This window comes from Sphingobacterium sp. UBA6645 (assembly GCF_002455685.1).
GTDB lineage: Bacteria > Bacteroidota > Bacteroidia > Sphingobacteriales > Sphingobacteriaceae > Sphingobacterium > Sphingobacterium hotanense.
In genome coordinates, this window is the sequence record NZ_DKLH01000073.1 from 72,506 (window position 1) to 96,878 (window position 24,373).

Here is a 24,373-nt window from a genome sequence, read left to right on the forward strand (position 1 = left end):
ATGAAGAAGGCAACTTTCCTTATTTGCTTTTTATTAACGCAAATCAGCTTCTCCTATGGACAGCTACGCTATACCAATCACCATGAAGTAGGACTATTGACTTATGCGACCTCCATAGGACAGAGCGGTTTTTCTGCATTAACCAATCACGGAGTGGCTCTCAATCCGAAGGTCTCATTGTTGCTGGGTACGGGGGTAGAGCATTATCTTTATGACAGGATGGAACATAAAGTTTGGATTGTGCCACTAACCGGAGGCGTCCGTTATTTATCAAAGCCCGAGGAACGGAGTTCTTTTGTCGTGGCTGGGGATCTGGGCTATGGATTAGCTTTTTCAAAAGACGATGAGTCGTCCAATGAAATTAGTAGTGGTGGTATCAAAGTAAATCCTATGCTGGGTTGGCGCTGGAAACTGGGTGAAAAAAGAAGCTGGTTACAGGTGGGTGTAGGGTATCAATTTCAGTCTATCAAATTGAAAGCAGCAGACAACAAAGGGGAAACGATCAATTTCGATGTAATCCCGGGTTATATTCCTAATCAGACAATCTCCGGGAAAACAAGTGTTGATATGCAGCGTATTGTGCTGCGTTTGGGATTTGGATTTTAACGCAACTGGATTTTTTAGGCTAGGTTAACGTTTATCGAGAAACTCGATTAAGATCGTCTCATCTTGATGCAGACCTAATAGTTGTGCTGCATGTCCCTTATTGATAGCGATCTCCAAGAAGTTGGATATTCCAAAAAGACAGAGCTTTTCCCCTTCGGAAACTTCGTTATAATGCCAGCTCATCTTAGAGATCGTTTCATTCCGTTTGAAACGCAAGATAAACTCGCGACCTTCCTGCACCTTATTGAACAGCTCTTTACTGATATTGCTGATTACATTGCCAAAGGAATCGATATAACTGACATGACCCTTGATGCTGTTTTGGTTGTAGACCGGTTGGAAGGTTACTTTCTGCATCGCATTATTGATCGGCATACCGATGCCCGAGAGTCTGCCGCCATTGGCAATATGACATGCAGCTTTCGTCATGATATCCGCTAATGGGAAGTGTAGATAACGCAGGTCCTGCATGATATTGATTTCCACCATTTCATCAGCACGATCTTCCCCAAGAATAATACTTAGAATACCATTGTCTGCACCTACGAAAAACTGTCCTTTGTAGGCCATTGCTAAATAGCGTGCCCCTTCCTGGAAAACAGTGTCGACACCGATAAGGTGGACGGTCCTTTTAGGGAAATAAGGATAAGCATTATTGATAACAAAAGCGGCGTGCTGTATGCTGAATGAAGGAATATCATGAGAGATATCGACAATCCGCACATCCGGCAATTGCGATATAATACTGCCCTTTAGCGCAGCTTGGTAAAAATCGCGATGTCCTAAATCTGTGGTTAACGTAATTACTCCCATTTGTTTTTTCAGACCCTCTGAAGAGAAATGTACTAAGTTTTATTTTATTTATAAAATACAAAAGTAGGAAAAGTAAACTGATTGCTAAATCCTAATTGAATTTATCGCTGCAAATGCTTTTAATTCTGCACAATTAGTTTGTATTTTTGAGTCAATAATCGAATAGTTTGCTTGAGAAATTTGAATAATTGGTATCTTTAATGTAGATACTAACATTGGTAGACATATTTATTCTAGAACATTAATAGCGATAAAATTTGAGCGAATTAGAAATTAACTTAGATGGTGTTAATTTAGCGACACTGTGGGGAGCACAAAATGAGAATTTTGAGTTCATCAAAAAAACATTTCCAAAGTTGCGTCTCGTGGCACGTGGAGATAGCTTAAAAGTACTAGGCGAAGAAAATGAAAGGAATAAATTCCAAAAAATATTCGAATCGATCCACGCCCATGTCAATCAATTTCAATCACTTTCCTTATTAGAATTAGAGGGGCTTTTAGGCAGCGTTGCTACGCCTAGTACGTCGGTGATTGCAACGAAAGAGGAAGGCGAGGCTTCATCGGGAGCATTTAAAGGAGAGCCTATCGTTTATGGTCCGAATGGTCTGATCGTTCGAGCGCGAACACCAAACCAACGCAGGATGGTGGATAGCATCAACAAGAACGATATCTTGTTTGCTATTGGTCCCGCTGGTACGGGTAAAACCTATACCGCAGTAGCTTTGGCGGTTCGAGCACTTCGCAATAAGGAGATCAAGCGTATTATTCTGACACGTCCGGCGGTGGAAGCGGGGGAGAACCTCGGATTTTTACCTGGTGATTTAAAGGAAAAAGTCGATCCTTATTTACGACCTTTGTACGACGCTTTGGATGATATGATTCCGGCGGAGAAATTGAAAGGCTACCTGGAGAACAGAACGATCGAAATCGCTCCTTTGGCATTTATGCGCGGACGAACCTTGGACAACTGTTTCGTGATCCTCGATGAGGCACAGAATGCGACAGAAATGCAGCTCAAGATGTTCTTGACACGTATGGGGCCAACCGCAAAATTTATCGTAACGGGTGATATGACGCAGGTCGATCTACCGAAAAAGAACCAGTCGGGATTGGTCAACGCGGTAAAGATTTTGGATAGTATAGAGGGCATCGATATTATTTACCTAAGCGGTTCGGATGTGGTTCGCCATAAATTGGTGAAACGTATTCTGGAAGCATACGGAGATATTTAATTTGAAGATTAGCGCGTGAAGAACGCATTTGATATGAATACAATAAAAGAAACAAATTTCAACTTTGACAAGCAAACAGCCTTTTATAGAGGTAAGGTAAGAGATGTGTACAGTATCGCCGATAACTATTTGGTAATGGTTGCATCGGATAGGATTTCGGCATTTGATGTGGTCCTTCCGAGAGCAATTCCTTACAAAGGACAGGTCTTGAACCAGATTGCGTCGAAGTTTTTACAAGCGACTTCTGATATTTTGCCGAACTGGGTCGTTTCGGTGCCGGATGAAAATGTGACGATTGGGAAGCGATGCGAGCCTTTCAAAGTAGAGATGGTAATCCGTGGTTATGTTTCGGGGCATCTTTGGAGAACTTATCGCGATGGCGGGCGTGAGCTTTGTGGCGTGAAGTTACCGGAGGGATTGCGCGAGAACGATAAATTGCCCGAGCCGATTATTACCCCGACTACCAAAGCTGCAGTTGGTCATGATATGGATATTTCCAGAGAAGAGATTATCGCTCAGGGGATTGTATCGGAAGCAGATTATACACAATTGGAAAAATATGCGCGAGCATTATTCCAACGCGGAACTGAAATTGCTAAAGAGCGTGGATTGATCTTAGTGGACACGAAGTATGAGTTTGGTAAGCATGATGGTGAGATCTATTTGATAGACGAAATCCATACGCCGGATTCATCACGTTACTTCTATGCCGAAGGGTATGAGGAGCGTCAGGAAAAAGCTGAAGCGCAGAAGCAACTATCGAAAGAGTTTGTTCGCCAATGGTTAATCGAGAATGGTTTCCAAGGTAAAGAGGGTCAAAATGTGCCTGAAATGACGGATGATATTGTAAATTCGATTTCAGAACGCTATATTGAACTTTTTGAGCACATCACAGGCGAGAAGTTTGTGTATCCGGGACAAGGAGATGTTTTAGATCGCGTACAACGCAATGTTGATGCGGCTCTGAAGACCTTAACATACTAACATTTTAGAATTATGAAATTTACGGTAGATAAGCATGAGCGATATGTGGTGATTGAACCTCTTCAAGAAAAATTGGATGGGAATGCTGCCGCAAGTTTAAAAGGGGAGTTTATGCTTCGCAACACTGGTGGACAGCGTAACATTGTTTTAGACATGAATCAGGTAAAAGAGACTGATGAAGCGGGTATCCGCACGGGCCTGCTAGCACGCAGACTGTGTAAATCACTTGGCGGTCTTTTTATCTTGACCAACTTGAATGATGGTGTAAAAGACTTTATCAAATCACTTGGATTAGATAAGTATTTTATCATTACGACGAATGTGGAAAAGGCGAAGGATTTGATCTTTGGAAATGAGATTCGCCTAGACCTCAAGCAGGAGCAGAATTAAGATGATCCGCTTTGAGGTTTTAATACTTGGTAATAGCTCAGCAACGCCAATTTATGAGCGTCATCCGACCTCGCAAGTCATTAACTACAACGAGCAGCTGTTTTTAATTGATTGTGGTGAAGGCACGCAGATGCAGCTGACACGCTATGGTATTAAAAGCAATCGTATCAATCATATTTTTATCAGCCATTTACATGGTGACCATTACCTGGGCTTAGTGGGGTTATTGTCCTCTATGCACTTGGTAGGCCGGAAATCTGACTTGCATATCTATGGGCCAGCGCCCTTGGAGGAGATTTTAAATCTGCATTTCAAGTATTCGGAGACGGTTATTCGTTACAATATTATTTTTCATACCACCAATCCGGAACAAGAAGAGGTAATCTATGAGTCGAGAATGCTATCGATTACCTCTTTTCCGTTGGTACATCGAATTCCATGCACTGGTTTTCGATTTACAGAAGGCAAGCGCAATGCTATTCTTCGCGCCGATTTGGTGGAAGATTTAGGCATCCCCGCACCTTATTATTCTGCATTAAAGCGTGGAATTGATTATGTGGATCCGCAGGGCAAGGTTTATCCGGCATCTGAACTCACATTTCCGGCACCGGCATCGCGCAGCTATGCTTTCTGCTCGGATACCATTCGACATCCCATCTACCTGAAGTCTATACATGGCGTGGACCTGTTATACCATGAATCGACTTTCTTGCATGAGATGGTCGATCGGGCGAAGGAGACCTTCCATACCACGAGCTTGGAAGCAGCGGAGATCGCTAATGAGGTGGAAGCGAAGAAACTGCTGCTTGGCCATTACTCCGCAAGATATAAAACATTGACGCCACTGTTGGAAGAGGCGCAATCGGTTTTCCCGGCGACGGAGCTTTCTGCCGAAGGTAAATGGTTTTTAGTCTAGTGATTTAATTAATTTTTCCTCATATTTACAGCTCTAATTTTTTATAAACATTAACATGTCGTTCAACTTAAACGCACTGCTTAGGGACAATATCAGAAAATTGGTTCCCTATTCATCTGCTAGAGATGAGTTTAAAGGTGAAGCCTCGGTTTGGCTTGATGCAAATGAAAACGCTTTTGGATCGCCACTACCTCATGATTACAACCGCTACCCTGACCCTTTACAACATCAACTCAAACATAAACTTTCTAAGATAAAAGGCGTTCCGACCGAGAATATGTTTCTTGGAAATGGCTCCGATGAAGCAATCGATATTCTTTATCGTGCCTTCTGTACGCCAAAGTTGGATAATGTGATCTTGGTACCACCAACCTACGGTATGTATGAGGTTTCGGCCAACATCAATGATGTGGAAGTTAGAAAAGTAAACCTAACGACAGATTATCAGTTGGATTTGGACGGTATTGCAGAAGCAATCGATCCGCATACGAAGCTGATCTTTATCTGCTCGCCAAATAATCCGACCGGGAACAGTATAAACGCGAAAGATATCGAAACGATTCTTGTGAATTTTACAGGCATCGTGGTGGTCGATGAGGCCTACATCAATTATTCTAAACAAAAGTCGTTTACACAAGCTCTACCCGAATTTCCAAACTTAGTCATCTTGCAAACGCTCTCGAAGGCTTGGGGATTGGCGGCATTACGTTTGGGTTTAGCTTTTACCAGCAAGGAGATTATCGAAGTTTTCAATAAAATTAAACCACCATACAATATTAATCAAGCGACGCAAGATTTAGTCTTGGAGGCCTTGGAAGGGGTAGATATCATCAACGAATGGATAAAGGCAACGGTTGCCGAACGTGAGATCTTGGTGTCTAAACTGGCGGCATTGGAACAAGTTGAACATATTACGCCTTCCGATGCTAACTTTGTTTTGGTGAAACTCGCAGAGCCTCGCGCTTTATACAGTAACTTGGTAGAGCAGGGCATCATCGTTCGCGATCGTTCAAAAGTGGAGTTATGTGAAGGATGTCTTCGCGTGACAGTGGGTACAAAACTGGAAAATGAACGTTTATTAGAAGCAATCCAAACCTTTTACAATAAATAATAATGGCTGATCAACTAAAGCGTGTTCTTTTTATCGATAGAGATGGAACATTGATTCTGGAACCTGAAGACGAGCAAATCGACTCTTTTCAGAAACTGAAGTTCTATCCCGGCGCACTTCAATATTTACCTCGCATTGCTAAAGAACTTGATTTTGAACTGATATTGGTTTCTAATCAAGACGGCTTAGGGACGGATTCGCATCCGGAAGCTAACTTCCTGCCTGTGCATTCCTTTGTGATCGAGACTTTTAAAGGTGAGGGCGTTGAATTCGTGAAGGAGCATATCGATAAGACTTTTCCTCATGAGAATGCAGCAACGAGAAAACCTGGAATCGGGATGTTGACTGAGTATTTCGATGAGACAGCATATGATCTAAAAAACTCATTTGTTATCGGCGACCGTGTCAATGATGTGAAATTAGCGCAGAACCTTGGTGCTAAAGCAATCTGGCTTCGTAATAATGATGAGTTGGGAAAACTAGAGAACCATATTTTTGAGAATGATGCTATCGCGCTGGAAACGAAGGACTGGAAGTCTATCTACGAATTTCTGAAATTAGGGACCCGCGTTGCGGAGCATCATCGCAAAACCAATGAGACTGATATTTACATCAAAGTGAATTTAGATGGTTCCGGGAAATCGGATATTGAGACCGGCTTGCCATTCTTTGATCATATGTTAGATCAACTAGCACGTCACGGGGCGCTTGATTTGACGATCAAGGCAAAAGGCGATCTGCATATCGATGAACACCATACCATAGAGGATACAGGAATTGCACTTGGCGAGATCTTCTTGAAAGTATTAGGCGATAAGCGCGGTATTGAACGCTATGCTTATACTTTACCGATGGATGATTGCTTGGCACAAGTTGCCTTGGACTTCGGTGGTCGTAACTGGATCGTATGGGATGCGGAGTTCAAGCGTGAGAAAATCGGGGATATGCCGACAGAGATGTTCTTCCATTTCTTTAAGTCGTTCTCTGATGCTTCAAAGTCGAATTTGAACATTCAGGCGACAGGTGATAATGAGCACCACAAGATTGAGGCGATTTTTAAAGCCCTTGCTAAGACAATTAAAAAAGCCGTTCGTCGCGATGCTGAGAATATGCAGCTACCGAGTACGAAAGGCGTATTATAAGATTTTTGAGCCGATAAGGCTAGAGGAGAGCGTATGATTGGGATTGTAAATTACGAAGCGGGAAATATTTTTTCTATTACTGCAGCTTTAAAGCGTCTGAATATAGCGTACGGGATGGTGAATACTCCGGAGGAACTGGAGCAGTATGATAAGATTATCATTCCCGGCGTAGGTCACGCTGGAGCAGCTATGGCAAAGCTCGAAGCGCGGGGGATGGTTGAGCCCATCCGACAATTGAAGAAGCCTGTACTGGGCATTTGTGTAGGGATGCAATTGCTAACTGACTTTTCAGAAGAGGGGAACTCTGATTTAGTGGGTATTATCCCACTAAAGACGTTACATTTTGACGAAAGGATTCAACAAAAAGTTCCGCATATGGGCTGGAACAGCATCGTATTTGAAAATACCTGTCCTCTTTTTCAAGACATTCCGAATAATTCCTATTTTTATTTTGTGCACTCTTACTTCATTGAGTATGATGCAACCTATACCATAGCTCGATGTGATTATGGATTACCATTTTCTGCAGCAATTTCCAAGGATAATTTCTGGGCGGTACAATTTCACCCCGAAAAATCAGGAACTGCAGGAGAGCAACTTTTGCTTAACTTTGCTAAGTTTTAACCGAAATTAACGAATATGTATATAATACCTGCAATTGATGTGTTGGACAAAAAGGTTGTCCGCTTAAGAGAAGGAAACTACGACGACGTAACGACATACCCTATTTCATTAGAAGAACAAATCGAGAAATACCACGCGAATGGTACCGAGATTGTTCATATTATCGACCTGAATGGCGCGAAAGGCGACTTCAGCAATCAAGCTTATTTGTTCGATATTATCCGTAGAACGGAGATGAAAGTACAATATGGTGGTGGTGTTCGTAGCATCGAGAAGGTAAAAGAGTTGGTGGATGCAGGTGTTTACCGCGTAATCGTTGGCACACAGGCGATCACTAATCCGACTTTCCTTGAAGAGCTAAGCAAATTAAACGAAGGCCGCGTTAAATACGCTGATCATATCGTGATTGCAATCGACGTGTTGGATGAGGTCATCAAATACTCCGGCTGGTTAGAAAGCTCGCCAATCAAATTGGTAGAATATATCGATAAATGTTTAAGCCTAGGTTTCTACCGTTTCCTATGTACGGATATCTCAAAAGACGGAAAACTTGGTGGCGCTGGTGTTGAATTATATCAAAAGCTATTGGATCACTCACCTATTATTAAATTGATTGGGTCAGGAGGTATCAGTTCCATGGCGGATATTGAAGCACTAAATGCTTTGGGAAGAATGGAGTCTGTGGTTGTAGGTAAAGCGATCTACGAAGAACGCATTACGATTGAAGAGATTAAAGATTGGAACTTAAAGGCGTTAATTAGATTCTAGAATGCTTGCAAAGCGTATAATTCCCTGTTTAGATGTAAAGGATGGTCGCACCGTAAAGGGAGTCAACTTTGTTGATCTTCGCGATGCAGGTGACCCCGTGGAGCTTGCTTGGCAATATTCGCAACAAGGAGCGGACGAGTTGGTGTTTCTGGATATCACAGCAACGCATGAGCGCCGTAAGACCACCGTTGATTTGGTAAGGGCCGTTGCTTCGCAGATCAACATTCCATTTACGATTGGCGGAGGTATCAATGAGCTCAAAGATGCGGATATATTATTGAACGCAGGGGCGGATAAAATCTCGATTAACTCAGCTGCGGTCAGAAATCCGAAACTCATCGATGAGTTGGCGGCTACCTTTGGCGTACAGTTCGTTGTCGTTGCGGTGGATACACGCTTTGTAAACGATAGGAATTATGTGCATTTACGAGGGGGTAGAGATATCACAGAGATTGAAACCGAAGACTGGATCAAGGAAGCTGAAAGCAGAGGTGCCGGGGAGATCTTGTTGACCTCTATGGATCATGACGGCACCAAGAATGGTTTTGATATCCATTTACTTGATAAAATAAATAAACAAATACGTATTCCTTTGATCGCTTCTGGAGGTGCAGGGAATCAACAGCATTTTGTTGATGTATTTGAAAAGGCGCAAGTGGATGCTGCACTAGCAGCTTCTGTATTCCACTACGGCGAAATACTAATTCCAGAATTGAAACAAACCCTACAGGAAAATCAAATCCCTGTGAGACTATAAGCTATTTGTAGGATGACAATAGATTTTAATAAAGGCGACGGTTTAGTGCCTGTTGTAATTCAAGATGATCAAACACTCGAAGTGTTGATGTTGGGTTACATGAATGAAGAAGCTTGGAATAAGACCCAGGCAGAAAACAAAGTAACCTTTTATTCGAGAAGTAAGAATAGGCTATGGACAAAAGGTGAAGAGAGTGGAAACTTTTTAGAAGTGGTAAGCTCGCATATCGATTGTGATAATGATACCTTACTGATTAAAGTCCATCCTGCAGGACCTACTTGTCATACCGGAAGCAGAAGCTGCTTCAATACAGAATACAATCAGAACTTCCTTCTTAAGCTAGAAGCTATCGTAAAGAGCCGTTTCGACTTCCCTACGGAAGAGTCTTATGTAAACAGACTTCGTAGTAAAGGAATTAATAAGATCGCTCAGAAGGTCGGAGAAGAAGCCGTAGAGACGGTGATTGCCGCTCTGAATGAAACCGAGCACGACTTTATCAATGAATCTTCCGATTTACTATTCCACTTGATCGTGCTATTGCGTGAAAAAGGACTCAGTTTGAAAGATATCGCCAAGAATTTAGAGGGAAGACATCAGTAGATATTAGATGTTAGATGTAAGATATTAGAGTATGGAGCCGATTAGGCTCCTTTTTTTTTGTTGTTTGAAGGGTTTTTGAACTTTTGGATTAGAGGTTGTTTTGAACCAGGAAAGGAAGGATGCAAAGATTGACAGGAGTATTGTCTTTGAACCAGGAAAGGAAGGATGCAAGGATGGACAGGAGTATTGTCTTTGAACCAGGAAAGGAAGGATTCAAGGATGGGCAGGAGTATTGTCTTTGAACCAAGAAAGGAAGGATGCAAGGATTGACAGGAGTATTGTCTTTGAACCAGGAAAGGAAGGATGCAAGGATTGACAGGAAGTATAGTATGCGGTACAAAAGGGGTTCATATTGGCCGCCATAGGTCTTAATACTAACTACTAACTACTAACTACTATTTCCCGGTTCAAAGTCAGTCTAATGTCTAAAATCTAATATCTTATATCTAAATAAAAAAAAGCCCATTTTCAGGGCTTTTTTTTATTTTAAAGTTTTCAGGAAAAAGCCTTTTCGGTTGAATACAAGGCTCTTATGTGGGTTATCAAAGATAGTCAAGTAACGATTTGGTAACGGTGCTTATTGCTTTGCTTTTCAACACGTTTCCGTTAGCTCACAGCAAATATACAAAATTTATTATTCTCAAAACCATACAAAGGATTTTAATATCCGATTATTACACTTGGTAAAACAGGACAAGAAAAAAGGGCTTTTATTAAACCCTTTTTACGCTGTACAGATATAGCAAACCCTACCTACCGTCCTGCTCGTCCATTTTTTTGATAAGGCTTTCTTTAAGGCTGTCAAGGAATTTAGTTCTGTTCATTTTTCGGGATTTGAGTTCTAAAAACGTGTGATAGAAATCTCCCAAATCAACATTAAAAGTGCTTTCAAAGACTTTGACGATAGGTTTAATATCTGCATTGGCGTTATTGAATATGCCTTGTGAATGTAGTGCATAAATCAATTCGGTTAAAGCGGTCTTGCTACCTGTCCAATGCAGGGTTGTCGGTTTGTCGCTTGTGGCTGTTTTTGATAGTTGGTCTTCGAGGTAGTCCTGTATCAAATCATTGGCAATAATCTTTGCTACTTTGTAATCGTGGGAAGTGGAAAAACTGTGGTCGGTTTCAAAAAATAGAATGTGTCCAAACTCAATTGAACATTGTGCTTGCCACGAACAAAATAGGTGTGGTCAAGATAAGTGCTGTCGGTTCTGTAATAGCTGTAAAACGCCATATTGTTATCAAAAAACCTTTTGAGCTTTGATAATTCTTTATTGAAATATTCTTCCAAAACTTCTTTTCCGCCATAAGGTCTTTTGGCTTCAATCTTATACACAGCATTGTAATAAATGAGCTTTGCAACGATGGTAGGTTTCTGATGTTTGAAAAAACGGATTTCTTCGTCTTCATCGCTGAACCCTGTTTTTAGCACATATTCCTTTAATTCGGATAGGCATTCTACAATAAGAAGTATAACAGCTTCTATCCGTTGTATGGAGCAATCAGCTTCAACCTCCAATTCGTTGACTGTTGTTTTTAACCTATGTAATGTTTCGTTGTAAAATTTATTCATTCGATTATTTTGAAATGTTTAAGCGCACTATGAGTAGTGAATTGCCAACAGCGCTGTTCCCTCATCAAAAACATCTGTCATTTCAACGATGATGATGATGTTGGTGTTGATGGTGCTGAAAATTACCTATATAATGATGATAAATATGACGGACAACAGCAAAAATTAGGAATATCAATATGGCAGAGAGGAAAATCAGCATTGTCCAATTAAGTATTCGGTGATGCAATCTTTCTACCCTTTTTACAGGCTTTCTTGATTGAGAAATATGCCGATTGGGGATATATTTCTTTTTGCGTATTTTCTTTTTCCTTTTCAAAACTCATAAATTGAAGGGGTTTAAAATTTCATTCGCTGTATTCTTACCGCATTTAAAATTGCCAATAACGCTACGCCAACATCCGCAAAAACAGCTTCCCACATTGTCGCCAATCCACCTGCTCCAAGTACGAGTACAATAGCTTTGACACCGAAAGCCAAACCGATATTTTGCCAAACGATTTTCTTTGTCTGTTTACCGATGTTGATTGCCATAGGTATTTTACTTGGCTTATCGTCCTGTATGACCACATCTGCGGTTTCGATAGTGGCATCACTCCCTAATCCACCCATTGCGATACCTACGTCGCTCAATGCCACAACAGGAGCATCGTTTACACCATCGCCCACAAAAGCAACGCTTTCGCCTTTGGCTTTGATGTCTTTAACTCTGTTTACTTTGTCTTCGGGCAATAAATCTCCAAAGGCATTGTCTATCCCCAACTGCTCCGCTACATATTTCACAACGGTACTTTTATCTCCGCTAAGCATCGTTGCTTTAACATTGAGCTTATGCAATAGGGTTATGGTTTCTTGTGCATCTTCTTTGATACTGTCGGCAATCGTGATGTAACCAACAAATTTGCTGTCGTATGCAACGGCAATAGTTGTATAAACGATGCTGTTCGGGTCTAAGTCGTATGATATGCCGAACTTACCCATCAGTTTGAAATTCCCGACCAATAAATCCTTACCGTTTACCGTTGATTTCAAACCGTGTCCGGCGATTTCCTCCGTATTTTCCAATCGAATTTCATTATTCGGTCTCCCCACGTATTCGTGAATAGCGGTTGCTACGGGGTGTGTGCTATGGCTTTCCAAAATGTTGACTAATTCCAGAATTTCAGCTTTATCAAATTCGGGATTGAAGTTGATATCCTGAACCTTAAAAACGCCCTCTGTCATTGTACCTGTCTTATCCATCACTACGTTTTGAATATCGGAAAGAGCATCTAAAAAGTTACTTCCTTTGAACAGTATTCCATTTTTGCTCGCAGCACCAATACCACCGAAATAACCTAAGGGAATGGAAATAACCAACGCACAAGGGCAGGAAATAACCAGGAATACCAAAGCCCTGTACAGCCAATCTCTAAACTCATAATTTTCCACAAAGAAATAAGGCAGTAGGCAAATGGCTATGGCTAACAGCACTACAATAGGCGTATAGATTTTTGCAAATTTCCGGATAAATAATTCCGTTGGTGCTTTTTGTGCAGTGGCGTTTTGCACCAATTCTAAAATCTTGCTCAACTTACTGTCGGTGTATGCGGTCGTAACTTTTACCTGCGATACGGTGTTGAGATTTATCATCCCTGCCAAAACGGTTTCGCCTTTGTTTTTTGTATCTGGTTTGCTTTCGCCTGTTAAAGCCGATGTATTGAAAGATGCCGTTTCGGACAACAGTTCTCCGTCTAAGCCTAATTTTTCTCCCGGTTTAAGCTGTATAATTTCGCCAACGGCAACAGTTTCTGCCTTTACGGTTTGCGGTTCATTGTTTTTTAAAACGGTTACTTCATCGGGTCTTTGGTCAAGCAAAGATTTGATGTTTGATTTTGCCCTCGAAACAGCCATTGTCTGAAAAACTTCGCCAACGGCATAGAACAACATTACCGCAACGCCCTCGGGATATTCGCCAATGGCAAATGCCCCGATAGTTGCAATGCCCATCAAAAAGAACTCCGAGAAAATCTCGCCTTTGCGAATACTCTCAACGGCTTCTTTGAGTACGGGCAGTCCAACAGGAGCATAAGCCACCACGTACCAAATAATCCGTACCCAATCGGTAAACCACGTCTGCGGAAACCAATTATCCATTGCAATACCTGCAAGCAACAGCGCAAGGGAAATAATGGCGGGAAGAAACATCTTGAAAACATTGTCAGTATCTCCTGAATGCGAATGGTCGTGTCCGTCATCATCACTGTGGTCGTGATTATGCCCGTCATTTTTGTGATGCCCTTTTACCAATTCCTTAGCACCTGCTTTGGTGTAGATTTTTTCTTCCTGTGTGCAACAAGTCATTTTGCCTTGTGCATCGTAAGTATGCTTGTGATTTTTGTCTGTATTTATCATAGCCTTTAATTTTTTAGGTTCGTTACACTTTTTTATTTCTTATTCTTTCTACATTATTATTCATTATATGCCTCACGATATGCTGAAAAATAAACTTCTTGAAAGCGTTCAGTTCTTGTTGATGTTTTGCATAAAACGCATCGGGTGTATCAAAAACGCCAAAGTCCCGATTGATGCCTTTATCCTGAATAAATGTATTATTGAGGTTCCATTCAATCGGCGGGTTCTCAAAATTATCGGTATAAACCCCGAAACCGCAAAAAGTGGTCTTGCAATCACTGTTCTGTTCCTGTAATTTAGTGAGGTACGGTTTATCCAAAATCACGCCCTCCAAAAAATACCATTGCTCGTTTACCCAAACTTCAACCCAGCTATGCAAGATATTCTTAGGCGATAGTCTGTACCAAATACCTGTAATAGCTCCTTTCTGCAATGCCTTGTCAATGGTAAAGCCGTGAATACGGTTAGGTACATCTGTTGCTCTTAACAAAGCCATTAATAAAGTGGCTTTTGTGTTGCATTGTCCGTACCCGTCATTCAGCACCTGCGATGAGGAAATATAATCAGAAACATTATAGCCAAACTTTATTTCGTCCCGTACAAAATTGTAAATGGCTTGAACTTTGGCAACGGTGTCCAAGTTTTCCCACCCTCTCTGCTCCAATAGCTTTTGTATGGAAGCATTGGAGTAGTCAAGGATTTTTGTTTCTTTAAGATAGGTGTCCATAACACATTTATATTTATAACAAAGTTACACAGGGAGAGCCTGCAATGCTATTGCAAACTCTCCTTTAAACAGTTTTCACAAATTCCCTTACCAAATAATTTTAGTTCGTCGATACGGTAATTCTGACTTCCATTCTGCGGTATTATAAAATCCTCCTTACAGGTTGTCTGCTTACAAATCTTACAATAGAAATGTAAGTGCCAATCCTTGTGTGTATTTTCATCACACCCATCGTGGCACAGAATATACTTGACCGTAGTGTTCTCCTGAATACTGTGTACAATGCCTTTTTCTTCAAAAGTTTTCAAAGTCCTGTAAATCGTAACCCTGTCTGCTTTATAAAAATGGCTCTCAATTTCAGATAAGGACATTGCTGTCTGCTGTTGCTCCAAGAAGTCGTACACCAATATCCGCATACTTGTCGGATTGGTGTTCTTTGACAACAGCTTCTGTTCAATGTTTTTTTTCATTATCCAATGTTTTTTAGTGAGCGTGGGCGTGTTCTCCCGAATCATCCATTTTTGCATTCACAAAAAACGCGCCTTTTACCACGATATGCGCACCGTGCGGAATTTCACTTACAGGTGTAATTGCCGTATAACCCAATTGCGTAGCACCTTTAACGACTTCCATTCTTACAAATTGAGTTCCTTTTTCAGAACCGTGGTTATGGTCGTGAGCTTCGCCCTCTTTATGGTCGTGAGCTTCTTCTTCCCGCTCCTTGACCAAAAAGATGTAATACTTTCCGTCTGCATTGACAATAGCATCGTTGGGTACAGCCGTACTTAATACATCATCTAAACTTACCATTCCGGTTATACTCATTCCGTCAATCAATCCTGCTTTATCTCCTGTAATCTTGCTGTGAACAGCAATAGTTTTACTCTCTCCGCTAAAGGATGAGCCGATACTATAAACTTCGGCAGAATAAGTCTTATTGGGATTGTTGGTTACGACAAAATCTATTTTCTGACCTATTTTGATTAAAGGAATATCCTTTTCATACACCTGTAAGTCCAAGTGCAGGGCTGTGTTTTCTATGATTTCAGCAATAGGCGATGACACATCTACATAGCTTCCGATTTTGGCAAAAACATTGCTGATAGTACCGCTTATCGGACTTGTAACGACCAATGAGGATTTAAGGCTCGAATTTGACAAGGAAGCCGGATTAATCCCCATCATTTGAATTTGCTGGTTCAAAGAAGACTTCCGTGTTCTCAACGTGTTCAGTTCAGTAGTGGCACTTTGCAGGTTTTTCTTTGCTCCGACATTTCCGTCATTCAGCTCTCTTTGTCTTACAAGTTCCTGTTCGGCAAACTCTATCCGGCTATTGATGCTTAGGTATTCTTCCTGCAATTGTATGAATTGCGGATTGGAAATAGTAGCGATAACCTGACCTTTCCTTACGAAATCGCCTATCTCCACATTAAGGGATTTGATAACACCACCAAACAACGAGGTTGCATTCGCCTTGTTGCTGTTGGGAACTCTTAATGCTCCATTGGCTTTCAATGTTGCGGATAATTGCTTCTGTTCAATTGAACCGATTTCAATACCCACCGCTTTCATCTGCTCATCGGTCAGCACTGCAACATTTTCTTCTTCTTCTTCGTGTTCGTCCGTTGTTGTTTCTGCTTCCGTTCCGTGATTATGCCCATCGCCCTCTTTATGATTATTTGTACAGGCGTTGAAAGCAAAGAATGCAACGAGGACAAGAACGCTAAAAACTATATTATTTATGATACGTTTCATATATTGTATTATTTACTGATTAATGAATGGATAAGCGTTACAGCCTCATTGATTTGCTGAATGCTATTTAAATAATTAAGCTGAATGTCTGCTGTTGTCTGCAAGGCAAATAGGTACTCCACATAAGAAATATCTCCGGTACTGTACCCCAGCTTTGCAGCATTGATAATCTCATCAGCATTGGGAAGTGCCTGCTCCTTGAAATAGGTAAACTGCGCTACATATTGTTCGTATTGTTTCAAGGCGTTTGCCAATTCCGTTTTAAGCTGTTGTTCCTGCCATTGCGCATTTAATTCCAATGATTGTTTCTTGTAATCAAGCGAGCGAATTTTTGCTTTGGTGGTGGTAAAAATTGGGATTGTAATACCTAAATCAACAAAACTAAACCGCTGTCCTTTGCCATAAAATTGCTCTACACCATTTTTACTGTGCATTCCTATCAGCGATATGTTATTATAACCGAATGTAAAATCAGGCAAGCTGTTTGCTCTTTCCAATTTCTTGTTCTGCTCGGCAATTTTCGCCTCTTGATACAATAACTGGATGCTCGGATGATTTGCAACAGCCGAACTGTCAATGAAAGAACTTAACAGCAATGGTGTATAATCCGGTTGCGGTTCTATTAAGAAGTCTTCCTGTGTCTGCATCAGATTTTTAAGGCTTTGATAGGCGTTCTGCCTTAAAACCTCGTTCTGTTGATACAAAAGACTTATTTCCCCTTTCTTGGTAGTCGCAGTATTAACGTCCAGTTTGCCTATATCTCCGGTTTTGTACCGCAGTTCTGCTACGCGGATAAAGTCTGCATAAATAGTATCAAGATACTTTAAAACCGAAGCATTATGCTCCAAATATTCCAACTGGTAATAATAGGTTCTTACCTGTTTTCTAAGTTCATTTTCTGTCAGAGCCTTTGACCATTGCCGACCTTTGACTTGCTCTTTGACCAAGTTTTTCTTTGCCCCAAAGAGCGTTGGAAAGGGTATGGTCTGCGAAATCTGGAAGCCGTTATCAAATTCGAAACTGTTAATATTCCCATATTGGAAATCTACACCGGTCTTCGGCAGTTCATACGCCGTCTTGCTAAGGCTTTGGGCAGATTGAATATCCATATTTTTGGAACGTAGCTGAGGGTTATTCTCCACAGCAATCTCGATAGCCTTATCTACATTTATCGGAGTTTGTGCCTTACCGTTTTGAGAAAATCCCAAGAACATAAACAGGAACAACACGGGTGCTATGGCTTTCGTTTTATTATTTTTCGGAGGTTTTTGGTTTCTCATAAATACGAGGTACAGCAAGGGCAGCACGAACAACGTCAATGCAGTTGCTGAAATCAATCCTCCGATAACGACCGTTGCCAACGGTTTTTGTACTTCTGCACCTGCACTTGTACTCAATGCCATTGGTAAAAAACCTAAACTTGCCACAGATGCTGTCATCAATACAGGCCTAAGCCTTGTTTTAGCTCCCTCGATAATTCTCGGAACAATCTCGTTCCAACCCTCTTTCTCCAGTCTATTGAACGTGGCAATCAGTACAATCCCGTTCAGAACAGCAACACCGAACAGAGCAATAAATCCGACACCTGCCGATATGCTGAATGGCATATCCCGCAATAAAAGGGCAAATACGCCTCCAATGGCACTCATCGGGATAGCCGTATAGACCAAAACGGCTTCCTTGAACGAATGGAACGTGAAGTATAACAGGATAAAAATCAAAAGCAGGGCGATAGGTACTGCTATGAGTAATCTGTCGGTAGCTTTTTGGAGGTTCTCAAACTGACCACCATAAGTAAAATAATAACCTGTCGGTAGCTTAATCTGTTCAGCCAATTTATCCTGAATTTCATTGACAACGCTGGCTACATCCCGCCCCTGTACGTTGAAGCCGACATATATCCTGCGTTTACCGCCTTCACGGCTGATTTGTGCGGGCCCTAATTTGTAATCAATGTTTGCAACCTGTGAAAGCGGTATTTGGTCGCCGTTTGGTAGTGGGATAAACAGATTGCTCACATCCTCAATGGAACTGCGGTGGGCTTCATCAAGCCGTACCACCAAATCAAATCTTCGTTCGTTTTCATAAATCACACCTGCTGATTTACCTGCGAACGCAGTGCTGACAATATCGTTTATTTCCTGTACATTCAAGCCGTAATTGGCTATTCGGGTACGGTCATATTCGATATTGATTTGGGGAAGACCTGCTACCCGTTCTACCTGCGGAGCAGTCGCACCTTCTACTGTTTGAATAATAGCATTCGCTTTATTGGCATAAACCAACAAACTGTCGAGGTCTTCTCCGAATATCTTAACGGCTACATCCTGTCTGATACCTGTCATCAGTTCATTAAACCGCATCTGTATCGGCTGATTGGCTTCAAAGAATACACCGGGAATAACTTCAAGTTTCTCCATCATTTCATTGGAAAGCTCGTCATAGGATTTTTTTGTTTTCCATTCGTCCTGCGGTTTTAGGATAATCATCAGGTCAGTGGCTTCGGGAGGCATCGGGTCTGTCGGTACTTCGGCAGCACCAGTCTTGCCTACGACCATTCTCACTTCGTCAAATTCCTTGATTATCCTTGATGCCTGCATAGAGGTTTCCAGACTTTGGCTTAACGATGTTCCTTGTGGCAGGATACAGTGGAAAGCAAAATCGCCCTCGCCCAATTTTGGCAGGAACTCTCCGCCCATCCGTGAAAAAAAGAATATACTTATGGTAAACAGCCCAACGGCAACCGCAATAACCACATATTTCATCCGAATGGCTTTTTCTAACAATGGTTTATAAACCCCTTGAAGATAGTCCATCATTTTGTCTGAAATATTCTTTTTGGTAATCGGCTTTTTAGACAAACACAAAGCACTCATCATCGGGATATAGGTAAAGGACAAAATCAATGCTCCCAAAATGGCAAAACTTACAGTCTGTGCCATTGGCGTAAACATTTTACCCTCTATACCCACCAAAGTAAGGATAGGGATATAGACAATGAGGATGATAACTTCGCCAAATGCGGCACTCGTACGAATTTTCCGTGCAGATTCATATACCTCTTCATCCATTTCTGCCTGCGTAAGTCTTTGTGTGGATTTCCGCAAGCCCAAATGATGCATTGTCGCTTCAACAACAATCAGGGAACCATCTATTACCAATCCGAAATCAATAGCCCCCATACTCATCAGGTTGGCACTTACACCAAACAGCCGCATCATTCCCAACGCAAAAAGCATAGATAGCGGTATGGCTGAGGCTACAATCAGTCCTGCTCTGAAATTCCCCAGGAATAGAATTAATACAAAAATAACAATCAGTGCGCCCTCAATGAGGTTCTTTTGAACCGTACTTATCGCTCTATCAACCAAATCCATTCTGTCTAAAAATGGTTCTATGACCACGTCTTCGGGTAGAGATTGTTGGATAACCGGTATTTTTTCTTTGATACTTTTTACAACTTCAGAGGTGTTTTCTCCCTTCAACATCATTACAATCCCACCCACAGCATCTACTTCGCCATTATAGGTCAATGCTCCGTACCGGGTTGCGTGACCAAATTGTACTTCTGCCACATCTTTGATAAATACCGGAACGCTACCTGTATTTTTAACGACGATATTTCCTACATCTTCCAATGAAGTAACCAGACCAATCCCGCGAATAAAGTAAGCATTGGGCTTCTTATCGATATATGCACCTCCGGTATTTTGGTTGTTGTTTTCGAGGGCGGTAAAAATATCGGAAATACTAACGTCCATTGCCTTGATGCGGTTTGGGTCGATAGAAACTTCGTACTGTTTAAGCAAACCACCGAAACTATTGACTTCTGCAATTCCCGGAGTACCGTAAAGTTGTCTGGCAACAATCCAGTCCTGCATTGTCCGCAAATCCATTGCGGAATATTTGTCTTCACTGCCTTCTTTGGGATGAAGAATATATTGGTACACTTCGCCAAGACCTGTACTGACAGGAGCAAGTTCAGGTGTTCCAATCCCGTCAGGTATCTGGTCTTGTGCTTCTTTCAGCTGTTGGCTTACTAACTGTCGTGCAAAATAAATATCGACATTATCTTGAAAGACAACGGTTACAACAGATAATCCAAATCTTGAAACACTTCTTATCTCTTCTACTTTTGGAAGATTAACGATACTTTGCTCTACGGGAAATGTTACTAATTGTTCTACTTCTTGTCCTGCCAATGTAGGCGACAGGGTAATAATCTGAACCTGATTGTTTGTAATGTCAGGTTGAGCATCAATAGGGATTTTGGTGGCACTCCATACCCCCCAAATGATGAGAAACAAGGTCATCAATCCTATGATGAACTTATTCTTTATGGAGAATTTTATAATATTATCTAACACTTTTTGTTGCGATTAATGATGAATTAATAATGATAAAATCATAATGATTGTGTTTTTAGGCAATATAAATAGCCTAAAAACCGAGCTAACGCTGTTTGCGTTAAGCTGTAATCACTAAAACATTAAAAATTAAGCATTAACCTTTGGCGGTTGCCAAATTTTCCCGAAGTAGCAGGGGATAAAGATAGATTTGTAATATATTTCAGGCTTAGACAGTTCAAAAGTCTTCGCCTTAACTAAGTTATATACATTCCATTGAAGCACTATGCCCGACACCATTCCACAACAACCGCATAAACAAAATGGACTGCACATATCAGTTGTTTCCTGATGGTCGTGGCTTCCTTGATGGGTTAATTCTTCCGAATGGTTATGGTTTTGAAAGTTGTCCTTTTCATACATATCGGTACACGGCATTAAAAATACCGTCATCATATAAATTGCCAATATGGAGTAAAAGACTTTCATATTCTTTTGCAAAGTTAGTAAAAAAGTAATGCAATGGCATTGCATTGTTTATTGCAATCGTCTCTTTTTCTTCTTCATCCGTTTAGCAAATGTTTCTTCTTTATAATCCACGCCTTGTGCATCAGGTAAAAGGCTGAATAATCCTATATCGAAATTCTGAGAATGTTCCTGTGGGATAAACTCAAAAAGGTCTTTCGTTGGTTGGTTGTCTATTGTATTCGTTTTGGAAAGAGGGTTATCCTGTGTTTTCAGTTCGGGTTTGTTGCCGTTGTTCCACCAATCGTTAAAAACATTTGCAGACAGGTTTCTGTCTAACTGTGAACCATTCCATACACTACGGCTCTCGTGGTCAATGAAAGTTACTCCGTAAATCCGTCCGTTGTCGTTTCTGCGAACAATCGTATTAATACCGTGTTCGGTCAATTGTTTTCTAAATTCTATTTCGTTGCTTGTCGTGTGCATAGCCAATTCAACAGTATTCTTTAAAACTGACCTTACAGGATTGGTTTTCATTTTCTCTTTTGACTGTTCAAAATGCTTTTGTAGTTGTGCAACTCCTGCGTCTTTTCCGAAAAGCGATGCCTTAAACGGATTGCTTGCCTTGTTTCCGTTTTCGTCCACTGCCACATAGACCAATCCGTTTACCGGCTGACCGTTCCGCTCGCCTTTGACTTCTTCCGCTGTGATGTTGAACAGCGACAATAAAGCATTATAGCTTCCCATAGTCGGAAAGCTGTAATACTTCGGCAAATGCCGTACTACCGAAGCAATCTGACTTTTGATGTCGCCTTTGTGGTAATCCACAGGTTTGAAAACTTTGTTGGCTTGTTTCTGCTCCTGCTCGGTTGCTTTGTGCAGGTTGTATTTCGTTTCAAAATCCCGACAGATTGCCATTGAACGTGGGTGGTCGTAATCATCGGGGATTTTCTTACCGTCAATGCCTACACAGGTCGAAACGATATGGATATGCATTCGGTCAATGTCCGTATGTTTGAAAACAATATAAGGCTGATTTCCGTAGCCCATACGTTCCATATATTCCTGTGCCATTTCCGTAAACTGCTCATCGCTTACCTCGTCTTTCGGGTCTGGGTTCAATCAAATATGCCGTACCGTTTTTTCTGTTTTGATGTTTGCAGACAAATACGGCTCAAAACATTTATTGAAATACGCTACGGAATACCTGCCGTCCATTGTGTCGGGGATTTTGTTCAGCAACAAAACCGCTCCGTTTTCCCTGTCCACTTTCTGCTGATTGTACAAAATCGCTCCGTACATATTGCTTCCCTTTCCGATTTTTGCAATCATAATTTTACTCTTTATGTAGATATTGCTTTTCAAATCTGTCGGTAAGAATTAAAACCTTTAGCAACAGTTCTTTCATTTTTGCGGTCTGTTTTTCCAATTTATAGAGATATGCAGATGCTTTTTTCTCCGAAAAATTGGCGTTCAATAGCCTTACAATCTGATTGTAATTGGTTGCTATTCCTCGAAACTGACTGAAAAATTTGGTCAGTCCTGCGTGGTATTCTACCGCATTCATATCAATTTTTACGGTCTTTACGGTCTTTTGAAAGATGCAAGCCGTAATGAAATGTGCCTTTACACTTATCCCCGATTGGTCAAAGAGGGCAAGGAACTTGGCGTTTTCCTCTGCATTCAGGTTAATAGAATACCGATGTACGGCAGGGTCATTCTTCGGTTTTCTCCCTGTTTTCCTAATTTGTTTACTGTTCTTTTCTTCCATAATAAATCCATTTCTAATGTTAAACAAAACTGCGACTTCGGAGCGGTTTTCAGCTCCCTGCAAGGGCAAGTGCTTTTGAGTGCCGAAATTCATTTCGAGTACCTCAAAAGATAACTTGCTCTGAACAGGAGTTCAGAAAAATCCGTTTTGCAAACGGATTGGAGTTAGCCGAAAAAATCAACTGCCCCGATTACAAAGTTCGATAAGACTATTTGAAAAACAACGACTTACGATTACGCCAAATAAAGCCTTTGAACGCCAAATACTGCCACCCTTATGGGGGCAGGAATTGCTTTTATTTCCTTTGTAACTAATTAACTGGCTGATTGGTTATATCCTTAATTAAGTAAATGAATGGCAAAAAAATCGACAGCAAATCTGCGTGATTGAATGCGGACTAATTGCTATTTTTTGAGTTAATGAACTAGCCAGTTAAGTGTATGCAGGTACATAGGTAAATAGTTGGCTACATAGATACAACAGTATATAGAACTAACTATTCAGCTAACCAGATAGCTAATTGGATATAATATTAAAAATAAGAGATATGATACACGAAGAAAACAAAAATCATCAACCCGAAAAAGAAGATTTCTCTATTGAAAATTTCCTAACTGATGAAAAGAAACAACCTTTGATGAAACAACAAGGAATAACACATCGGGAAGACTTTGCAAAACCCGAAGTTGACGAGGAAGCTATTATGCGTGTAATGGCAGGAGAAGAACCCGAGGAAATAGCAACAGAAACGGAACATTCAAAGCCATTGGTCAACAATTCTAAAAAAGGCACTTCTAAAACCAAAAAACTGACCAAAGAGGATTACTGCGGACAGTTCTTTAAAATTCCGAACAGTACTGCAAGTAGGGGTAAATCAGTCTATGTACGGCAGGAACACCACGAAACATTTAACAGGCTTACCAACATTATAGGAATTGACAAACTGACGATTTATGCGTATCTGGACAACATTATCGAGTACCACTTTCAGGAGTTCGGAGAACTGATTAAGGAAATCTATAACGATAAGCACAAGCCATTGTTTTGATAACTGCCCATTGATAAGGATGCGTAATTCCCTCTCAAAAATTATTTTCAAAACAAAAAAACAGAAAAAAAAGAAAGCCATTTTAACAAGGCGGACAGGGGAAAAACCAAAAGGAAACGGAATAAGTCCCGAAGGGTGGCAGGGCAATCACACAACAACTCTGCGAAGCCACCTTTTGCCCTGCCATTATGCCGTAAGCTTTTGGTTGGGTGGTGCGGTGGCTGTCCGCTTTATCTTTGCGACCTTTTTATTCTTTTTTAATCCATTCCAATCAAAGAAAGGGTACAAAAAACACGTAAGGGGTAAGGATAGGATGTTTTTGGTATGCTTTCCTTTATCCGTAGAAAACTC

The 24,373-nt window shown here is 41.1% G+C and carries 20 protein-coding genes and 2 pseudogenes; 12 read left to right on the top strand and 10 right to left on the bottom strand.

Going from position 1 to position 24,373, the window contains the following annotated elements:
• Positions 1–606, top strand: a complete 606-nt coding sequence (locus B2400_RS13405; RefSeq protein ID WP_293934175.1) for a hypothetical protein — start codon at positions 1–3, stop codon at positions 604–606.
• Between the two features lie 24 nt (positions 607–630).
• Here the strand turns inward: B2400_RS13405 and B2400_RS13410 are convergent, their stop codons facing one another.
• Positions 631–1,419 (bottom strand): SAM hydrolase/SAM-dependent halogenase family protein, encoded by a 789-nt coding sequence (locus B2400_RS13410; protein ID WP_149527226.1) that lies wholly within the window; start codon positions 1,417–1,419, stop codon positions 631–633.
• Between the two features lie 257 nt (positions 1,420–1,676).
• Here B2400_RS13410 and B2400_RS13415 point away from each other — a divergent pair, with 257 nt between their 5' ends.
• From B2400_RS13415 to hisIE, 10 genes are read left to right on the top strand one after another with little or no spacing between them, the layout of a single operon-like run.
• Complete coding sequence (locus B2400_RS13415) at positions 1,677–2,651, top strand: PhoH family protein (protein WP_149527225.1); 975 nt, start codon at positions 1,677–1,679, stop codon at positions 2,649–2,651.
• A gap of 33 nt (positions 2,652–2,684) precedes the next feature.
• Positions 2,685–3,635: a phosphoribosylaminoimidazolesuccinocarboxamide synthase gene (locus B2400_RS13420; RefSeq protein WP_293934177.1), complete on the top strand. Its 951-nt coding sequence runs from the start codon at positions 2,685–2,687 to the stop codon at positions 3,633–3,635.
• Positions 3,636–3,647: 12 nt separating this feature from the next.
• A complete protein-coding gene (locus B2400_RS13425; protein WP_260043181.1) occupies positions 3,648–4,025 on the top strand; it encodes an STAS domain-containing protein in 378 nt (125 codons plus the stop codon).
• 4 nt (positions 4,026–4,029) lie between these two features.
• The gene (locus tag B2400_RS13430; RefSeq protein ID WP_149527770.1) at positions 4,030–4,941 is read left to right on the top strand and encodes a ribonuclease Z; all 912 of its coding nucleotides are present in this window, start codon (positions 4,030–4,032) and stop codon (positions 4,939–4,941) included.
• A gap of 55 nt (positions 4,942–4,996) precedes the next feature.
• Positions 4,997–6,052, top strand: a complete 1,056-nt coding sequence (gene hisC, locus B2400_RS13435) for a histidinol-phosphate transaminase (protein ID WP_293934182.1) — start codon at positions 4,997–4,999, stop codon at positions 6,050–6,052.
• 2 nt (positions 6,053–6,054) lie between these two features.
• Positions 6,055–7,194 (top strand): bifunctional histidinol-phosphatase/imidazoleglycerol-phosphate dehydratase HisB, encoded by a 1,140-nt coding sequence (hisB, locus tag B2400_RS13440; RefSeq protein ID WP_293934185.1) that lies wholly within the window; start codon positions 6,055–6,057, stop codon positions 7,192–7,194.
• Positions 7,195–7,227: 33 nt separating this feature from the next.
• The gene (gene hisH / locus B2400_RS13445; RefSeq protein ID WP_293934188.1) at positions 7,228–7,818 is read left to right on the top strand and encodes an imidazole glycerol phosphate synthase subunit HisH; all 591 of its coding nucleotides are present in this window, start codon (positions 7,228–7,230) and stop codon (positions 7,816–7,818) included.
• Positions 7,819–7,833: 15 nt separating this feature from the next.
• A complete protein-coding gene (locus tag B2400_RS13450) occupies positions 7,834–8,586 on the top strand; it encodes a HisA/HisF-related TIM barrel protein (RefSeq protein WP_149527219.1) in 753 nt (250 codons plus the stop codon).
• Between the two features lies 1 nt (position 8,587).
• Positions 8,588–9,343 (top strand): imidazole glycerol phosphate synthase subunit HisF, encoded by a 756-nt coding sequence (gene hisF, locus B2400_RS13455; RefSeq protein ID WP_293934192.1) that lies wholly within the window; start codon positions 8,588–8,590, stop codon positions 9,341–9,343.
• 12 nt (positions 9,344–9,355) lie between these two features.
• A complete protein-coding gene (gene hisIE, locus B2400_RS13460) occupies positions 9,356–9,943 on the top strand; it encodes a bifunctional phosphoribosyl-AMP cyclohydrolase/phosphoribosyl-ATP diphosphatase HisIE (RefSeq protein ID WP_293934194.1) in 588 nt (195 codons plus the stop codon).
• Between the two features lie 749 nt (positions 9,944–10,692).
• Here hisIE and B2400_RS13465 read toward each other — a convergent pair.
• The 9 genes and pseudogenes from B2400_RS13465 to mobA all read right to left on the bottom strand — a co-directional run bounded on the left by B2400_RS13465 (position 10,693) and on the right by mobA (position 22,974).
• Positions 10,693–11,516 (bottom strand): annotated as a pseudogene (locus B2400_RS13465) (RteC domain-containing protein).
• A 339-nt stretch (positions 11,517–11,855) separates the two neighbouring features.
• Complete coding sequence (locus B2400_RS13470; protein ID WP_013597178.1) at positions 11,856–13,910, bottom strand: heavy metal translocating P-type ATPase; 2,055 nt, start codon at positions 13,908–13,910, stop codon at positions 11,856–11,858.
• A 22-nt stretch (positions 13,911–13,932) separates the two neighbouring features.
• Entirely contained in the window at positions 13,933–14,637 is a 705-nt protein-coding gene (locus B2400_RS13475; protein ID WP_293934198.1) for a transglutaminase-like domain-containing protein, read from the bottom strand.
• 47 nt (positions 14,638–14,684) lie between these two features.
• Positions 14,685–15,107 (bottom strand): Fur family transcriptional regulator, encoded by a 423-nt coding sequence (locus tag B2400_RS13480; protein ID WP_013597180.1) that lies wholly within the window; start codon positions 15,105–15,107, stop codon positions 14,685–14,687.
• Positions 15,108–15,120: 13 nt separating this feature from the next.
• Entirely contained in the window at positions 15,121–16,392 is a 1,272-nt protein-coding gene (locus tag B2400_RS13485; RefSeq protein WP_032132265.1) for an efflux RND transporter periplasmic adaptor subunit, read from the bottom strand.
• 8 nt (positions 16,393–16,400) lie between these two features.
• On the bottom strand, positions 16,401–20,759 hold the full coding sequence (locus tag B2400_RS13490; RefSeq protein ID WP_293934203.1) for a CusA/CzcA family heavy metal efflux RND transporter: 4,359 nt from the start codon (positions 20,757–20,759) through the stop codon (positions 16,401–16,403).
• A 129-nt stretch (positions 20,760–20,888) separates the two neighbouring features.
• Positions 20,889–21,227, bottom strand: coding sequence for a DUF6660 family protein (locus tag B2400_RS13495; RefSeq protein ID WP_041942000.1), 339 nt, complete (start codon positions 21,225–21,227; stop codon positions 20,889–20,891).
• A gap of 48 nt (positions 21,228–21,275) precedes the next feature.
• Positions 21,276–22,535, bottom strand: a pseudogene (mobB, locus tag B2400_RS13500) (conjugal transfer protein MobB).
• 4 nt (positions 22,536–22,539) lie between these two features.
• Complete coding sequence (gene mobA, locus B2400_RS13505; protein ID WP_013597184.1) at positions 22,540–22,974, bottom strand: conjugal transfer protein MobA; 435 nt, start codon at positions 22,972–22,974, stop codon at positions 22,540–22,542.
• A 547-nt stretch (positions 22,975–23,521) separates the two neighbouring features.
• Between mobA and B2400_RS13510 the strand changes: the two genes are divergently transcribed.
• Complete coding sequence (locus B2400_RS13510; protein ID WP_032132267.1) at positions 23,522–24,022, top strand: DUF3408 domain-containing protein; 501 nt, start codon at positions 23,522–23,524, stop codon at positions 24,020–24,022.
• Positions 24,023–24,373 lie beyond the last annotated feature (351 nt).

Bases quoted from the DNA above. Each gene is read 5' to 3' on its own strand.
- B2400_RS13405 (WP_293934175.1), top strand. From the start codon at position 1: ATGAAGAAGGCAACTTTCCTTATTTGCTTTTTATTAACGCAAATCAGC.
- B2400_RS13410 (WP_149527226.1), bottom strand. From the start codon at position 1,419: ATGGGAGTAATTACGTTAACCACAGATTTAGGACATCGCGATTTTTAC.
- B2400_RS13420 (WP_293934177.1), top strand. From the start codon at position 2,685: ATGAATACAATAAAAGAAACAAATTTCAACTTTGACAAGCAAACAGCC.
- B2400_RS13425 (WP_260043181.1), top strand. From the start codon at position 3,648: ATGAAATTTACGGTAGATAAGCATGAGCGATATGTGGTGATTGAACCT.
- hisC (WP_293934182.1), top strand. From the start codon at position 4,997: ATGTCGTTCAACTTAAACGCACTGCTTAGGGACAATATCAGAAAATTG.
- hisB (WP_293934185.1), top strand. From the start codon at position 6,055: ATGGCTGATCAACTAAAGCGTGTTCTTTTTATCGATAGAGATGGAACA.
- hisH (WP_293934188.1), top strand. From the start codon at position 7,228: ATGATTGGGATTGTAAATTACGAAGCGGGAAATATTTTTTCTATTACT.
- B2400_RS13450 (WP_149527219.1), top strand. From the start codon at position 7,834: ATGTATATAATACCTGCAATTGATGTGTTGGACAAAAAGGTTGTCCGC.
- hisF (WP_293934192.1), top strand. From the start codon at position 8,588: ATGCTTGCAAAGCGTATAATTCCCTGTTTAGATGTAAAGGATGGTCGC.
- hisIE (WP_293934194.1), top strand. From the start codon at position 9,356: ATGACAATAGATTTTAATAAAGGCGACGGTTTAGTGCCTGTTGTAATT.
- B2400_RS13470 (WP_013597178.1), bottom strand. From the start codon at position 13,910: ATGATAAATACAGACAAAAATCACAAGCATACTTACGATGCACAAGGC.
- B2400_RS13475 (WP_293934198.1), bottom strand. From the start codon at position 14,637: ATGGACACCTATCTTAAAGAAACAAAAATCCTTGACTACTCCAATGCT.
- B2400_RS13480 (WP_013597180.1), bottom strand. From the start codon at position 15,107: ATGAAAAAAAACATTGAACAGAAGCTGTTGTCAAAGAACACCAATCCG.
- B2400_RS13485 (WP_032132265.1), bottom strand. From the start codon at position 16,392: ATGAAACGTATCATAAATAATATAGTTTTTAGCGTTCTTGTCCTCGTT.
- B2400_RS13495 (WP_041942000.1), bottom strand. From the start codon at position 21,227: ATGAAAGTCTTTTACTCCATATTGGCAATTTATATGATGACGGTATTT.
- mobA (WP_013597184.1), bottom strand. From the start codon at position 22,974: ATGGAAGAAAAGAACAGTAAACAAATTAGGAAAACAGGGAGAAAACCG.
- B2400_RS13510 (WP_032132267.1), top strand. From the start codon at position 23,522: ATGATACACGAAGAAAACAAAAATCATCAACCCGAAAAAGAAGATTTC.